At 56.1% G+C, this 14,608-nt stretch carries 12 protein-coding genes; 8 read left to right on the forward strand and 4 right to left on the reverse strand.

What is annotated here, in order from left to right:
• The 6 genes from nuoJ to ACLIBF_RS06810 all read left to right on the forward strand — a co-directional run bounded on the left by nuoJ (window position 1) and on the right by ACLIBF_RS06810 (window position 6,472).
• Window positions 1–552 carry an NADH-quinone oxidoreductase subunit J gene (gene nuoJ / locus ACLIBF_RS06785; RefSeq protein ID WP_031376231.1) on the forward strand — a complete coding sequence of 184 codons (552 nt, stop codon included), beginning with the start codon at window positions 1–3 and terminating at the stop codon, window positions 550–552.
• Complete coding sequence (nuoK, locus tag ACLIBF_RS06790) at window positions 549–851, forward strand: NADH-quinone oxidoreductase subunit NuoK (RefSeq protein ID WP_003854236.1); 303 nt, start codon at window positions 549–551, stop codon at window positions 849–851. Before nuoJ ends, nuoK begins: the two co-directional genes overlap by 4 nt.
• On the forward strand, window positions 848–2,683 hold the full coding sequence (gene nuoL / locus ACLIBF_RS06795) for an NADH-quinone oxidoreductase subunit L (RefSeq protein WP_031376230.1): 1,836 nt from the start codon (window positions 848–850) through the stop codon (window positions 2,681–2,683). The genes nuoK and nuoL overlap by 4 nt, the downstream gene beginning before the upstream one ends.
• A 210-nt stretch (window positions 2,684–2,893) precedes the next feature.
• Entirely contained in the window at window positions 2,894–4,414 is a 1,521-nt protein-coding gene (nuoM, locus tag ACLIBF_RS06800; RefSeq protein WP_031376229.1) for an NADH-quinone oxidoreductase subunit M, read from the forward strand.
• A 6-nt stretch (window positions 4,415–4,420) separates the two neighbouring features.
• Entirely contained in the window at window positions 4,421–5,878 is a 1,458-nt protein-coding gene (nuoN, locus tag ACLIBF_RS06805) for an NADH-quinone oxidoreductase subunit NuoN (RefSeq protein ID WP_031376228.1), read from the forward strand.
• Window positions 5,879–6,007: 129 nt separating this feature from the next.
• Entirely contained in the window at window positions 6,008–6,472 is a 465-nt protein-coding gene (locus ACLIBF_RS06810; protein WP_031376227.1) for a GNAT family N-acetyltransferase, read from the forward strand.
• 32 nt (window positions 6,473–6,504) lie between these two features.
• Here ACLIBF_RS06810 and ACLIBF_RS06815 read toward each other — a convergent pair whose 3' ends face one another.
• Window positions 6,505–8,163 carry a glucan biosynthesis protein D gene (locus ACLIBF_RS06815; RefSeq protein ID WP_031376226.1) on the reverse strand — a complete coding sequence of 553 codons (1,659 nt, stop codon included), beginning with the start codon at window positions 8,161–8,163 and terminating at the stop codon, window positions 6,505–6,507.
• Window positions 8,164–8,499: 336 nt separating this feature from the next.
• Between ACLIBF_RS06815 and elaB the strand changes: the two genes are divergently transcribed.
• Entirely contained in the window at window positions 8,500–8,811 is a 312-nt protein-coding gene (gene elaB, locus ACLIBF_RS06820; protein WP_031376225.1) for a stress response protein ElaB, read from the forward strand.
• A 246-nt stretch (window positions 8,812–9,057) separates the two neighbouring features.
• The gene (locus tag ACLIBF_RS06825; RefSeq protein ID WP_031376224.1) at window positions 9,058–10,254 is read left to right on the forward strand and encodes a nicotinamide mononucleotide deamidase-related protein YfaY; all 1,197 of its coding nucleotides are present in this window, start codon (window positions 9,058–9,060) and stop codon (window positions 10,252–10,254) included.
• Between the two features lie 100 nt (window positions 10,255–10,354).
• Here the strand turns inward: ACLIBF_RS06825 and yfaE are convergent, their stop codons facing one another.
• The 3 genes from yfaE to nrdA all read right to left on the reverse strand — a co-directional run bounded on the left by yfaE (window position 10,355) and on the right by nrdA (window position 14,109).
• Window positions 10,355–10,615, reverse strand: coding sequence for a class I ribonucleotide reductase maintenance protein YfaE (gene yfaE / locus ACLIBF_RS06830; RefSeq protein ID WP_031376223.1), 261 nt, complete (start codon window positions 10,613–10,615; stop codon window positions 10,355–10,357).
• 2 nt (window positions 10,616–10,617) lie between these two features.
• The gene (nrdB, locus tag ACLIBF_RS06835; RefSeq protein ID WP_031376222.1) at window positions 10,618–11,748 is read right to left on the reverse strand and encodes a class Ia ribonucleoside-diphosphate reductase subunit beta; all 1,131 of its coding nucleotides are present in this window, start codon (window positions 11,746–11,748) and stop codon (window positions 10,618–10,620) included.
• Between the two features lie 75 nt (window positions 11,749–11,823).
• Window positions 11,824–14,109 carry a class 1a ribonucleoside-diphosphate reductase subunit alpha gene (gene nrdA, locus ACLIBF_RS06840; RefSeq protein WP_069728985.1) on the reverse strand — a complete coding sequence of 762 codons (2,286 nt, stop codon included), beginning with the start codon at window positions 14,107–14,109 and terminating at the stop codon, window positions 11,824–11,826.
• Window positions 14,110–14,608 lie beyond the last annotated feature (499 nt).

Consider the following 14,608-nt stretch of genomic DNA (forward strand, 5'->3'; position numbering starts at 1 on the left):
ATGGAATTTGCGTTTTATCTTTGCGGGCTGGTGGCGGTGCTGACGACGTTGCGCGTCATTACCCACACTAATCCGGTACATGCGTTGCTGTACCTAATCATTTCGCTGCTGTCGATTGCCGGCGTCTTCTTCTCTATGGGCGCCTATTTTGCCGGCGCGCTGGAGATCATCGTTTACGCCGGTGCGATTATGGTGCTGTTCGTCTTCGTGGTGATGATGCTGAACCTGGGCAAACAGACTGAGAAGCAGGAGCGCGAGTGGCTGAGTCCGTCACTGTGGATTGGGCCTGGCCTGGTCTCGCTGTTGCTGCTGGTAGTCATGGTCTACGCCATCCTGACCGCTAACGATCAGGGCATTGACGGCACCATTATCGACGCGAAAGCGGTCGGCATCAGCCTGTTTGGTCCTTACGTGCTGGCGGTTGAACTGGCGTCAATGCTGCTGCTGGCGGGTCTGGTAGTGGCGTTCCACGTCGGTCGTGAAGATCGTCAGGGTGAAGTTCTCAGCAACCGCGTTTCTGACGCCGCGCAAGCGAAAAAGGAGAATGCATGATCCCGTTACAACATGGATTGATACTTGCTGCCGTGCTGTTTGTCCTTGGTCTGACCTCGCTGGTGATCCGCCGCAATCTGCTGTTTATGCTGATTGGCCTGGAGATCATGATTAACGCCGCCGCCTTAGCGCTGGTGGTTGCGGGGAGCTACTGGGGGCAGGCCGATGGACAGGTGATGTATATCCTGGCGATCAGTCTGGCCGCCGCCGAAGCGAGTATTGGCCTGGCGCTGCTGCTCCAGCTCTATCGTCGTCGTCAGACGCTGAACATTGACACTGTGAGCGAGATGCGCGGATGAATCTTCTCTATTTAACAGTACTGTTTCCGCTAATCGGCTTCCTGCTGTTAGCGTTTTCCCGTGGTCGCTGGTCAGAAAATCTGTCGGCCGCTATTGGTATGGGATCGGTAGGACTGGCGGCGCTGACCACGGTGATGGTCGGCATCGACTTCTTCGCCAACGGCCAGCAGGCTTATACTCAGGCGCTCTGGACCTGGATGCATGTCGGCAATTTTGATATGAAAGTGAACCTGACGCTGGACGGCCTGTCGCTGACCATGCTGTCAGTGGTCACCGGCGTCGGTTTCTTCATCCACATGTTCGCCTCCTGGTACATGCGCGGTGAAGAGGGCTACTCGCGCTTCTTCGCCTACACCAACCTGTTTATCGCCAGCATGGTGGTTCTGGTACTGGCCGATAACCTGATGCTGATGTATCTCGGCTGGGAAGGGGTAGGGCTCTGCTCTTATCTGCTGATCGGCTTCTACTACAGCAATCCGGACAACGGCAAAGCGGCGATGAAAGCGTTCATCATCACCCGTGTCGGCGACGTGTTTCTGGCGTTCGCGCTGTTCATTCTCTACAACGAGCTGGGCACGCTGAACTTCCGCGAGATGATGGAACTGGCACCGGCGCACTTTGCCGCAGACAACCACATGCTGCAGTGGGCGACGCTGATGCTGTTGGGCGGCGCGGTCGGTAAATCGGCGCAGTTACCGCTGCAGACCTGGCTGGCAGATGCGATGGCCGGTCCGACGCCGGTCTCGGCACTGATCCACGCCGCGACCATGGTGACCGCCGGTGTCTACCTGATTGCCCGTAGTCATGGTCTGTTCCTGCTGACGCCGGAAGTGCTGCATCTGGTCGGCATTATCGGGGCGATTACCCTGGTGCTGGCTGGCTTTGCCGCGCTGGTGCAAACCGATATCAAACGCGTACTCGCTTACTCCACCATGAGCCAGATTGGCTACATGTTCCTGGCGCTGGGCGTCCAGGCATGGGATGCGGCGATTTTCCACCTGATGACGCACGCCTTCTTTAAAGCGTTACTGTTCCTCTCCTCCGGTTCAGTGATCCTGGCCTGTCACCATGAGCAGAACATCTTTAAGATGGGCGGCCTGCGTAAGAGCATTCCGCTGGTTTATACCTGCTTCCTGGTGGGCGGCGCGGCGCTGGCGGCGCTGCCGCTGATTACCGCGGGCTTCTACAGTAAAGATGAGATCCTGTTTGGCGCACTGGCCAACGGTCACATCAACCTGATGGTTGCCGGTCTGGTGGGCGCTTTCCTGACCTCTATCTACACCTTCCGCATGATCTTCATCGTGTTCCATGGTGAAGAGAAAATTCATGCGCATGCCGGTAAAGGCATTACCCATCATTTGCCACTGATTGTGCTGCTGCTGCTTTCCACCTTCATCGGCGCGCTGATTACGCCGCCGCTGGCTGGCGTACTGCCTGCCAATGAGTTTGGTGAAGCCGGTAAAGTGGGACTTGAAATCACCTCTGGCGTGGTCGCTGTGGTCGGCATTCTGATCGCTGCCGCGCTGTGGCTGGGCAAACGTGAGCTGGTAACGAAGATCGCTAACAGTGCGCCGGGCCGTTTCTTCGGTACCTGGTGGTTCGCTGCATGGGGCTTCGACTGGCTCTACGACAAAGTGTTCGTCAAACCTTACCTCGGTATTGCGTGGCTGCTGAAACGTGATCCACTGAATGCCCTGATGAACCTGCCCGCGCTGTTCTCACGTATCGCCAATAAAGGTCTGGTGGTCAGTGAAAACGGGTACCTGCGCTGGTACGTTGCGTCGATGAGTGTCGGTGCCGTGGTCGTGCTGGCCCTGATGCTGGTGATTTAAAGATTGATGAGCGGGGCAGGTTAGCTAATCTGTCCATTGAGAATGTCAAAAATTGTCCTGAGCAAGGGCGTTATCGTCGCGGCCAGTTTGGTTACCGCCAGCGCACAGCAACCGGAGCATACTGAAGTATGTGAGGATTGCGAGCACTGCCTGGAGCCAAAATGGCAAGTAAGATAGCCCGAACTAAGACAAAGAAAAGGGAAGTGTGCCGTGTTATTACCTTGGCTAATTATCATACCCTTCGTCGGTGGTCTGATTTGCTGGCTGACCGAGCGCCTCGGCGCGAAGGTGCCACGCTGGATCGCACTGATCACCATGGGGCTGACGTTGGCGCTTTCGCTGCAACTCTGGTTGCAGGGAGGCTATTCACTGACGCAGGCAGCGGGCATTCCGCAGTGGCAGTCAAGTTTCTCCGTACCGTGGATCCCACGCTTCGGCATCAGCTTCCATGTCGCCATCGACGGTCTGTCGCTGCTGATGGTGGTACTGACCGGCCTGCTCGGCCTGATGGCGGTGCTCTGTTCCTGGAATGAGATTTCAAAGTATCAGGGCTTTTTCCACCTGAATCTGATGTGGATTCTGGGTGGCGTGATCGGGGTGTTTCTTGCCATCGACATGTTCCTGTTCTTCTTCTTCTGGGAAATGATGCTGGTGCCGATGTACTTCCTCATCGCGCTCTGGGGTCATAAAGCCTCTGACGGTAAAACCCGTATTACCGCCGCCACCAAATTCTTCATCTATACCCAGGCGTCAGGTCTGGTGATGCTGATTGCGATTCTGGGACTGGTTTTCGTCCACTACAACGCCACCGGCGTCTGGACCTTTAACTACGAACAGCTGCTGAAAACGCCAATGTCGAGCGGTGTCGAGTATCTGCTGATGCTGGGCTTCTTTATCGCCTTCGCGGTGAAAATGCCGGTGGTTCCGTTGCACGGCTGGTTGCCGGATGCACACAGTCAGGCACCGACTGCAGGTTCGGTCGACCTGGCCGGTATTCTGCTGAAGACGGCGGCTTACGGTTTACTGCGCTTTAGCCTGCCGCTGTTCCCGAACGCCTCCGCCGAGTTTGCGCCGATTGCCATGTGGTTAGGCATCATCGGTATTTTCTACGGTGCCTGGATGGCGTTCTCGCAGACCGACATCAAACGTCTGATCGCCTACACCTCAATCTCGCACATGGGCTTTGTGCTGATTGCGATCTACACCGGCAGCCAGCTGGCGTTCCAGGGTGCGGTAGTGCAGATGATTGCGCACGGCCTGTCAGCCGCGGCACTGTTCATCCTGTGTGGTCAGCTGTACGAGCGTCTGCATACCCGTGACATGCGTCAGATGGGCGGCTTGTGGTCACGGATTAAATGGATCCCTGGCCTGTCGCTGTTCTTTGCCGTGGCTAACCTCGGGATGCCGGGCACCGGTAACTTCGTCGGCGAATTTATGATTCTGACCGGCAGCTTCCAGGTGGTGCCGGTGATTATCGTCATCGCCACCTTTGGCCTGGTGTTCGCCTCGGTCTACTCGCTGGTGATGATGCAGCGCGCTTACTATGGCGAAGCGAAATCGAAAGATCCGCTGCCGGGCATGTCGCCGCGTGAGTTTCTGACCATCGGGGTTCTGGTGGTGCTGCTGGTGCTGCTGGGCGTCTATCCACAGCCGATTCTGGATACTTCGCACGCTGCCATGAGCAATATTCAGCAGTGGTTTACCGCTTCAATTTCAACTACAAGGCCGTAATTCGCCATGACAATAACTCCTCAACAATTGATCGCGTTGCTGCCGCTGTTAATCGTCGGATTGACGGTGGTGGTTGTGATGCTGTCCATTGCCTGGCGACGCAACCACTTCGTTAACGCCACGCTAACGGTGGTGGGCCTGAACCTGGCGCTGCTGTCACTCTACTTTGTCGGCCAGGTCGGGGCGATGGATGTCACGCCGCTGCTGCGGGTTGATGGCTATTCCATTTTCTATACCGCGCTGGTGGTACTGGCGAGTCTGGCAACCTGTACCTTTGCTTATCCCTGGCTGACAGATTTCCCCGACAACAAAGATGAGTTCTATCTGCTGGTGCTGATTGCGGCACTCGGTGGCATCGTGCTGGCCAGCGCTAACCATCTGGCGGCGCTGTTCATCGGGATTGAGCTGCTGTCACTGCCGCTGTTTGGTCTGATTGGCTACGCTTTCCGCCAGAAACGTTCGCTGGAAGCGGCGCTGAAATACACCATCCTGTCGGCGGCGGCCTCGTCGTTCCTGCTGTTTGGTATTGCGCTGATTTACGCAGACTCCGGTAACCTGAGCTTCGTGACGCTTGGCAAGAGCCTGACCGACAGCATGATTCAGGAGCCGCTGTTACTGGTGGGTCTGGGCATGATGATCATCGGTCTCGGCTTCAAGCTTTCGCTGGTGCCGTTCCATCTCTGGACGCCGGATGTTTATCAGGGTGCGCCTGCGCCGGTTTCAACCTTCCTGGCAACCGCCAGCAAGATTGCTATCTTCGGCGTGATTATGCGTCTGTTCATGTACGCGCCGGTGACCGACAGTGAAGCGGTGCGGACGGTACTGGGCGTGATCGCGTTTGTCTCGATCCTGTTCGGTAACCTGATGGCGATTTCGCAGAGCAACATCAAGCGCCTGCTGGGTTACTCTTCTATCGCCCACCTCGGTTATCTGCTGGTGGCGTTGATTGCGGTGAAAGATCATCAGCTGTCGCTGGAAACGGCCGGGGTTTATCTGGCCGGTTACCTGTTCAGCAGCCTCGGCGCGTTTGGCGTGGTCAGCCTGATGTCCAGCCCGTATCGTGGTCCGGATGCCGATTCGCTCTACTCCTATCGTGGTCTGTTCTGGCATCGTCCGATCCTGTCAGCCGTGATGACGGTGATGATGCTGTCGCTGGCCGGTATCCCGATGACGCTCGGCTTTATCGGTAAATTCTACGTTATCGCCTCAGGCGTCAGCGCGCACCTGTGGTGGTTAACTGGTGCGGTGGTGGCGGGCAGTGCGATTGGCCTCTACTACTATCTGCGCGTCACGGTGAGCCTCTATCTCAGCCCACCGGAACTGCATACCCGCGATACGCCTGCTAACTGGGCCTTTACCGCTGGCGGTGTAGTGGTGCTGATTTCAGCGATTCTGGTGCTGCTGTTAGGGGTCTACCCGCAGCCACTGATTACGCTGGTACAGATGGCCCAGCCGCTGATGTAAGTTCGACTCTTACCAGACAATCAGGCCTGCGGGCCTGATTTTTTTTGCCCGCAATTTGCCTGCGCGCGGCGGAGATTTGTTCCGCCACAGGTCGATCCGCTAAAGTGAGTAAGCTGACAAGGAGACCCTATGGACATAACCTGGATGGATAAACATCATCGTGAACTAACCACTACCGAGCTGTATGCGCTGCTGGCACTGCGCTGCGCGGTGTTTGTGGTGGAACAGCAGTGCGCCTATCTGGATGTGGATGGCGACGATCTACAGGGTGACAACCGTCATCTGCTTGGAATGCACGACAACCAGCTGGTCGCCTATGCGCGGCTGCTGGCCCCGGCCGATGCGGCCAGTCCGGTAAAGATCGGCCGGGTAATCGTATCCGATAGCGTGCGCGGTGCCAGGCTGGGCAAACGCCTGATGGCCGAGGCGCTGGCGAGCTGCCAGCAGCACTGGCCGGGACGGGATCTGTTTCTCTCCGCGCAGGCACATCTGCAGGCGTTCTATGGCCAGCACGGTTTTGTACCGATCGGTGAGACTTACCTTGAAGATGGCATTCCACACATTGATATGCAGAAAGCCGCCACGGCAGGTTAAAAAAGGCGAGGCCAGTGCCTCGCCTTTCGGACTTAGCCAGGCGTCATCTGCCGGTCATCAACATATTTGCGCTGGTCCGGTGCGGGCGGGAAGTACTGATAAAGCCAGGTTTCACTCAGAGTTTCCTCCTTGCTGCGCAGGAACAGACGCATATCCACCGGCTGGGTAGAATCGCTGTTTGGATACCAGTCAAACAGAATACGGTAGCCTTTCAGCGGTTCCACGTAGAGGATCTCAACCTGCTTCACGCTGCCGGATGAAACGGTAATCACCGGTTCAATGCCTTTCGGCGCCGCAGCCTGCAGATCGCCACCAATAAAGTCGATGGCGAAGCGACGGCTCCAGGTTTCCGGGAAGTGTTCGCCAGGTGCCCAGCCTTCCGGGAAACCACCCATACCGGTGCGGGTAGCATCGACGCGCGCCAGACCGCTGCGAACCGGCGGCAGACCGCTCCAGTAGAGTTTGTAGGAGAAGTTCAGCTCGCTGCCTGCCTTCACCGGTTCAGCCGGCTGCCAGAAGCAGACGATGTTATCCAGCGTCTCACCGGTGGTCGGGATCTCCATCAGATTGATCGCGCCTTTACCCCATTTACCGACCGGCTCAACCCACAGGCTCGGGCGTTTGTCATACCAGCCAATCACGTCCTGATAATCTTTGAAATCGTGATTAAGCTGCAACAGACCAAATCCGCGCGGGTTCTCGTCTTCATAAGCATTGAATTGCAGGCGCTGCGGATTATTCAGCGGACGGGCAATCCATTCGCCTTTTCCGGTCCACATTGCCAGGCGATCGGAGTCATGAATCTGAGGATGGTAGGTGTTGCACATGCGGCGTTCATTGGTGCCGCAGCTGAACATACTGGTCATTGGCGAGATACCAATCTGACGGATCTCTTTACGGGCAAACAGGTGGTTTTCCACTTCCATTACCACGCGTTTATCTTCGCAGTGGATGATGAACTTATAGGCACCGGTAATGCTGGCCCCATCGAGTAACGCGTAACAGGTAAAGGTGGTGTCTTCCGCTTTCGGCGTTTCAAACCAGAACGCGGTGAAATCCGGAAACTCTTCCTGACCGTTACTGAAGGTGTTGATGGCGACACCACGGGCGGATAAGCCGTACTGGAACGTTTCGTCAACGGCACGGAAGTAGCTGGCACCAAGGAAGGAGACGATATCACGGCGCGCCAGTTCCGGCTTTTTAAACGCCCGGAAACCGGCAAAGCCGAGATCGGTTTTGCCTTCCAGCTGTTTGGTATCAACGTGGGCATTGTTGTAATTGAACAGCTCAGGACGGAAGTGGATCTCACGCGCCTGGCGGCTCTCGCCGTCGACTGAGAACATGCGGATACGGCGTTTAAAGCCCATCCCGACGTGGAAGAACTGAACGTCAAGTTCACGGTCGGGAATGTTGTTCCACAGTGAATGGTTGGCGTCATACTGAATTTCGTTATACGCCTGCGGGGTCAGTGTCGCCAGCGTCTGCGGCAACGCGCCTGGCGCGCCACTCCAGGGTTGCTTCGCCAGGGCGGCCGCGTTCTTCTTCAATACGTCGAAATCGAAGCGTACTGCGGTTCCGTCAGCAATGCCATCTTCTGCCCAGGCGGATTGCGCAAACAGCGTTGACAGGCCGGTCATGCCGCTGACGGCGGAGAAGGCCATTGACGCTTTCATAAACATTCTTCGATTCATGCCAGAGATCATTCCTTAGCTGTTCGAGTTTGTCGTGACTGTCGTGCGAAATGCACTTTTATGGCCCGATAATCACAGGCAACAGGAGGGTACGACAGTCGGGTGACGTGAAAATTCAGTCCGGAGAAAATTTATCAGATTAATCAAAGAAGCGAAGCGAAATTCGGTGTTTGCCGCGGCGTCTTACACTTCTTTGCGAAAGCACAGCTGTTATCCTGCTGGTCTGGATGGCGTTAGCAAATGAATTATCAGGTGATTCCTGGTGCGGTAAACCGGCAGAGCGCCAGATTAGGGCTATAGTTAATGGACTGCTTTGCAATTCACACGGAGGAAATGATGGTAAATCAGACTGATCAATTCGAAACCAACCTGGATGATGATATTACGCTGCTGACCGAAACGCTGGAAGAAGTGTTGAAGTCATCAGGTGATCCGGCGGATCAAAAATATATCGAGCTTAAAACCAAAGCGGAACAGGCGCTGCATGACGTTAAAGCCCGTGTCAGCCAGGCGTCCGACAGCTATTACTATCGTGCTAAACAAGCGGCCTACCGTGCCGATGATTACGTGCATGAGAAACCGTGGCAGGGCATCGGTATCGGCGCGACTGCCGGTCTGGTACTCGGCCTGCTGCTGGCGCGTCGCTGATTACCTCTGACGGCACCGTAACAGCATACTGATGATAAAAACGGCGGGCGATCCCCGCCGTTTTTGTTGTCGTTTCCGCCGTGCCTTGTCGACTCCCGCTATCAGCTATCTCCCCGCCGTGCCGCCAGCGTGCGACTCCCTCGCGGTCAGACCGTCAGCGCCGTTGGTGGTCAGCGGTCAGCGATGCTGATTGTGTTTCATCTGCGGACTTCCTACAGTAAAGCGACCGGCATAAGGAGAACCAACGTGATCAGAGTAGAGATGCTTTCAACCGGGGATGAGGTGCTGCACGGCCAAATCGTCGATACCAATGCGGCCTGGCTGGCCGATATTTTGTTCCAGCACGGTTTACCGATGACCAGCCGCACCACGGTTGGCGATGCCCTTGAATCGCTGGTGAGCACGCTACAGGCGCGCAGCCAGCAGGCGGATGTGCTGATTGTTAATGGTGGGCTGGGACCGACCAGTGACGATCTCAGCGCGCTGGCTGCGGCGCAGGCCTGCGGTGTTGAGCTGGAGCTGCAACAGGCGTGGCTGACGCAAATGGAAGCCTGGTTCGCCAGTCGCGGCCGGGTGATGGCGGCCAGCAACCGCAAACAGGCGGAGATCCCGGCCAATGCCGAGCTGATTGATAATCCGGTCGGCACCGCCTGCGGCTTCGCCCTGCAGTTGAACCGCTGCTGGATGTTCTTCACCCCTGGCGTGCCGTCTGAATTTAAAGTGATGGTTGAGCAGCAGATCATTCCGCGTCTGAAAGCCCGATTTTCCCCGCCCGAGCCGCCAATTTGTCTGCGCCTGACCACTTTTGGTCGTGGCGAAAGCGACCTCGCGGCGGAACTCGAACCGCTGAGCTTACCGGAGGGCGTGGTGATGGGTTACCGCTCCTCAATGCCGATCATCGAGATCAAACTGACCGGTCCGGCCAGTCAGCGGGTGGCGATGGAGCTGGTGTGGCAGCAGGTGCGGCTGCAGCTGGCGGAGTGCACCCTTTATGAAGGCACCGCGGGATTGCCGGCACTGCTGGCCCGCGAGCTACAGCAGCGTGATTATCAGCTGACGCTCAGTGAGCAGTACACCGCCGGCTTGCTTAACTGGCAGCTGGCCGCAGCCGGCGTGCCGCTGCGTGGCGCACAGATTCTGCCGCCGCAGCAGGAAACGCTGACGCAACAGGTGGCGCGAACCCGTGAACTGGCGACGCAGCAACAGGCGACGCTGGCGCTCTCGGTTGGCGACCTGCAGCAGGAGGAGATTGCGGTGGCGTTGCATGCGCCCGCAGGCAGCTGGGGCCAGCGCGTGAAGTTCAGTACCGGCCGGCATAATCTGGAGACGCGGCAGAAGGTGGTGGCGATGATGGCGATGAATATGTTGCGACGCTGGCTGCACGGCAGTGAAGTCACTACCGGTCACGGCTGGATTGATGTGATTGAAACGGTCAGGCAGTGATTTCAGTGAAAACAAAACGGGCACCTGAGGCGCCCGTTTTGTTTCAGAATGCTGACCAACTTAACCCAGGTGGCTGTAAGTCCGGGGAACGCCGCTTCAGTTATAACTCAAGCTCGATCTCGCCTTTGGCTTTGCAACAGCAGGGCAGGATCTCGTCCTGCTGAACAAACGCCAGCGGCCTCTGCGGGTAGTGCACTTCGCCTTTCAGCAAACGCATCCGGCAGGAGCCACAGTAGCCTTCCCGACACTGAAACTCCACGCACAGGTTGTTAGCTTCCAGCAGGGTCAGCAGATTAGGGTGATCGTCTGCGCTCTCCAGTCGGGCACCGGAGCTGCGCAAAATAACAACGGCACGGCTCATGATTACAGCTGGAAGTCGTCGAAGTCGTTCTCGCCCACTTCTGAATCGATCTGACCGACCAGATAGGAGCTGACTTCCACTTCCTGCGGCGCGACCTGCACGTTGTCAGAGACCAGCCATGAGTTGATCCATGGGATCGGGTTAGAGCGCGTCTGGAACGGCAGATCAAGCCCGACCGCCTGCATGCGGATATTGGTGATGTACTCAATGTACTGGCAGAGAATATCTTTGTTCAGGCCGATCATTGAACCGCCGCTGAACAGATATTCCGCCCACTCTTTTTCCTGCAGAGCGGCTTTCTTAAACAGTTCGAAGCACTCTTCACGGCACTCCGCCGCAATCTCTTTCATCTCCGGATCGTCTTCACCACTGCGCAGCAGGTTCAGCATGTGCTGAGTGCCGGTCAGGTGCAGCGCTTCGTCACGGGCGATCAGGCGGATGATTTTCGCATTGCCTTCCATCAGTTCGCGCTCAGCGAAGGCGAATGAACAGGCGAAGCTGACGTAGAAGCGGATCGCTTCCAGCGCATTAACGCTCATCAGGCAGATATAGAGCTGCTTCTTCAGGGCGCGCAGGCTGACGGTGACCGATTTGCCGTTGACCTGATGGGTGCCTTCGCCCAGCAGATGCCAGTAGTTGGTCATCTCAATCAGATCGTCGTAATAGCGTGAGATATCCTGGGCACGGGCCAGAATCTGCTCATTGGTGACGATATCGTCAAACACCACCGCCGGATCGTTAACGATGTTGCGGATGATGTGGGTGTAGGAGCGCGAGTGGATAGTCTCGGAAAATGCCCAGGTTTCGATCCAGGTTTCCAGTTCAGGAATGGAGATCAGCGGCAGCAGCGCCACGTTCGGGCTACGGCCCTGAATCGAGTCCAGCAGGGTCTGGTATTTCAGGTTGCTGATGAAGATGTGTTTTTCGTGGTCCGGCAGCGCCTGATAGTCGATGCGATCGCGTGAGACATCGACCTCTTCCGGACGCCAGAAGAAGGAGAGCTGCTTTTCGATCAGCTTTTCAAAGATGTCATATTTTTGCTGGTCGAAGCGCGCCACGTTTACCGACTGACCGAAAAACATCGGCTCTTTCAGCTGGTCATTTTTGTTCTGTGAGAAAGTGGAGTAAGCCATAAAAAATGTCCAAAAGTGAACGAAGCGAAGCCGCCCCGTGAAAGGAGTGGGGCGGGAGTTTCTCCCGCCCGCCCGTTAGATCTTACATGCGCCGCTTTCGCAGCCATCATCCTGGATAGAAGGTGCCAGATCGTCCTGCGCATCTTCAGCACCGTCACGGGTGTTCTGGTAGTAGAGCGTTTTCACGCCAAATTTGTAAGCGGTCAGCAGATCTTTCAGCAACTGTTTCATCGGCACTTTACCGTTGGCAAAGCGCGACGGATCGTAGTTGGTGTTAGACGAGATCGCCTGGTCGATAAACTTCTGCATCAGACCCACCAGTTGCAGGTAGCCGTCGTTGTTCGGCATTTCCCACAGCAGTTCGTACTGATCTTTCAGACGCTCATACTCCGGCACCACCTGACGCAGAATGCCATCTTTCGAGGCTTTAATGCTGATGTGACCGCGCGGCGGTTCAATGCCGTTGGTGGCATTGGAGATCTGCGACGAGGTCTCAGACGGCATCAGTGCAGAGAGCGTTGAGTTGCGCAGGCCGTGAGTTTTGATCTCTTCACGCAGGCTTTCCCAGTCCAGATGCAGCGGCTCGTTGCTGATGGTGTCGAGATCTTTCTTGTAGGTGTCGATTGGCAGGATGCCCTGCGAATAGGTGGTTTCGTTGAACCACGGGCAGGCACCTTGCTCTTTAGCCAGCGCGTTTGAGGCTTTCAGCAGGTAATACTGAATGGCTTCAAAGGTTTTATGGGTCAGGCCATTGGCGCTGCCATCGGAGTAACGCACACCGTGTTTCGCCAGGTAGTAAGCGAAGTTAATCACGCCGATACCCAGGGTACGACGGCCCATCGCGCCACGTTTGGCGGCCGGGATCGGGTAGTCCTGATAATCGAGCAGCGCATCAAGTGCACGTACTGCCAGGGTAGCCAGCTCTTCCAGATCGTCGAGGCTGTCAATCGCGCCAAGGTTGAACGCCGACAGCGTACACAGGGCGATTTCACCGTTTTCGTCGTTAACGTCTTCCAGCGGTTTGGTCGGCAGCGCGATCTCAAGGCACAGGTTAGACTGGCGAACCGGCGCAATGCTGGCGTCAAACGGGCTGTGGGTGTTGCAGTGATCGACGTTCTGAATGTAGATGCGGCCGGTAGAGGCACGTTCCTGCATCATCAGTGAGAACAGATCGACTGCTTTAACCCGCTGCTTGCGGATGCTCTGGTCCTGCTCATATTTGGTGTAGAGGCGTTCAAACTCATCCTGATCGGCGAAGAACGCATCATACAGGCCCGGCACATCAGACGGGCTGAACAGGGTGATATCTTCCCCTTTCAGCAGGCGCTGGTACATCAGCTTGTTGAGCTGTACGCCGTAGTCCATGTGACGTACGCGGTTGCCTTCAACGCCACGGTTGTTTTTCAGCACCAGCAGGCTTTCAATTTCCAGATGCCACATCGGGTAGAACAGCGTTGCTGCGCCGCCACGAACGCCGCCCTGTGAGCAGGACTTGACCGCCGTCTGGAAGTGCTTATAGAACGGGATACAGCCGGTATGGAATGCTTCACCACCGCGGATTGGGCTGCCCAGCGCACGGATACGACCGGCATTAATGCCGATGCCGGCACGCTGAGAGACATATTTCACAATCGCGCTGGAGGTGGCGTTGATAGAGTCGAGGCTGTCGCCGCACTCAATCAGGACGCAGGAGCTGAACTGACGCGTTGGCGTCCGCACGCCGGACATGATAGGCGTCGGCAGCGAGATCTTGAAGGTTGAGATCGCATCATAGAAACGCTTGATGTAATCCATACGCGTGTCGCGCGGATAGCCCGAGAACAGGCAGGCGGCGACCAGAATATAGAGGAACTGCGCGCTCTCGTAGATTTCACCCGAGACGCGGTTCTGCACCAGATATTTGCCTTCCAGCTGCTTCACTGCGGCATACGAGAAGTTCATGTCACGCCAGTGGTCGAGGAACTCGTCCATCTGAGCAAATTCTTCTTCGCTGTAATCTTCCAGCAGGTGGCGGTCATATTTGCCCATGCCGACCATTTTAACCACCTGGTCATACAGCTTCGGCGGCTCAAACTGGCCGTAGGCTTTTTTGCGCAGATGGAAGATCGCCAGGCGTGCGGCGAGGTACTGATAATCCGGGGCTTCGCGAGAGATGAGGTCTGCTGCGGCCTTGATGATGGTCTCATGAATGTCAGATGTTCTGATGCCATCATAGAACTGAATGTGGGAGCGCAGCTCCACCTGCGATACCGAGACGTTGTTCAGCCCTTCGGCTGCCCAGTCCAGTACACGGTGAATTTTGTCGAGATCAATGCGCTCCTGGCGGCCATCGCGTTTAGTAACGAGCAGACTTTGGTTCATGTCGCGTTTTTACCTTTGCGTGAGTATCCAAAAATTAAAAGAAATCCCGGTTTATACACAGCATATTCATTGTGAATAATTTGTGGATAAACACAACATCTAGGGGGTGTTGGCAAAAGCCATAACAATATGGAGGCATATTTTAGTATTTTACTGCCGCTTAACAAGAGGAAAAAATGATGTCAGGAGGGGTTGTAATTTCTGCGATATTTCCTGGCCCGCGTCTTATAAGGCCCGCCATCATGTCAACCCGATCCTACTTTTTTTTCTTAATTTGATCGGACGCGTATTTCTTATTCAATCCTTTGCGCCAGGTCCTGGAAAGGGTGAAAAACCGCCAAAACCCGCTAGCGGTTGTGTGGCAGGAAATGCGGGAAAAGAGAAAATCTGAACCGCTCAGTATGTGCCCAGCCTAACCCGTTGGCAGACAACAGAATGATGCCGATCGGTTTCTGCAGCGCCAGTCTGGCCGGTCGGCTGTGGCTTATCCGACTAGCTT

This window comes from Pantoea sp. PGP6 (assembly GCF_053474785.1).

Bases quoted from the DNA above. Each gene is read 5' to 3' on its own strand.
- nuoJ (WP_031376231.1), top strand. From the start codon at position 1: ATGGAATTTGCGTTTTATCTTTGCGGGCTGGTGGCGGTGCTGACGACG.
- nuoK (WP_003854236.1), top strand. From the start codon at position 549: ATGATCCCGTTACAACATGGATTGATACTTGCTGCCGTGCTGTTTGTC.
- nuoL (WP_031376230.1), top strand. From the start codon at position 848: ATGAATCTTCTCTATTTAACAGTACTGTTTCCGCTAATCGGCTTCCTG.
- nuoN (WP_031376228.1), top strand. From the start codon at position 4,421: ATGACAATAACTCCTCAACAATTGATCGCGTTGCTGCCGCTGTTAATC.
- ACLIBF_RS06810 (WP_031376227.1), top strand. From the start codon at position 6,008: ATGGACATAACCTGGATGGATAAACATCATCGTGAACTAACCACTACC.
- ACLIBF_RS06815 (WP_031376226.1), bottom strand. From the start codon at position 8,163: ATGAATCGAAGAATGTTTATGAAAGCGTCAATGGCCTTCTCCGCCGTC.
- elaB (WP_031376225.1), top strand. From the start codon at position 8,500: ATGGTAAATCAGACTGATCAATTCGAAACCAACCTGGATGATGATATT.
- yfaE (WP_031376223.1), bottom strand. From the start codon at position 10,615: ATGAGCCGTGCCGTTGTTATTTTGCGCAGCTCCGGTGCCCGACTGGAG.
- nrdB (WP_031376222.1), bottom strand. From the start codon at position 11,748: ATGGCTTACTCCACTTTCTCACAGAACAAAAATGACCAGCTGAAAGAG.
- nrdA (WP_069728985.1), bottom strand. From the start codon at position 14,109: ATGAACCAAAGTCTGCTCGTTACTAAACGCGATGGCCGCCAGGAGCGC.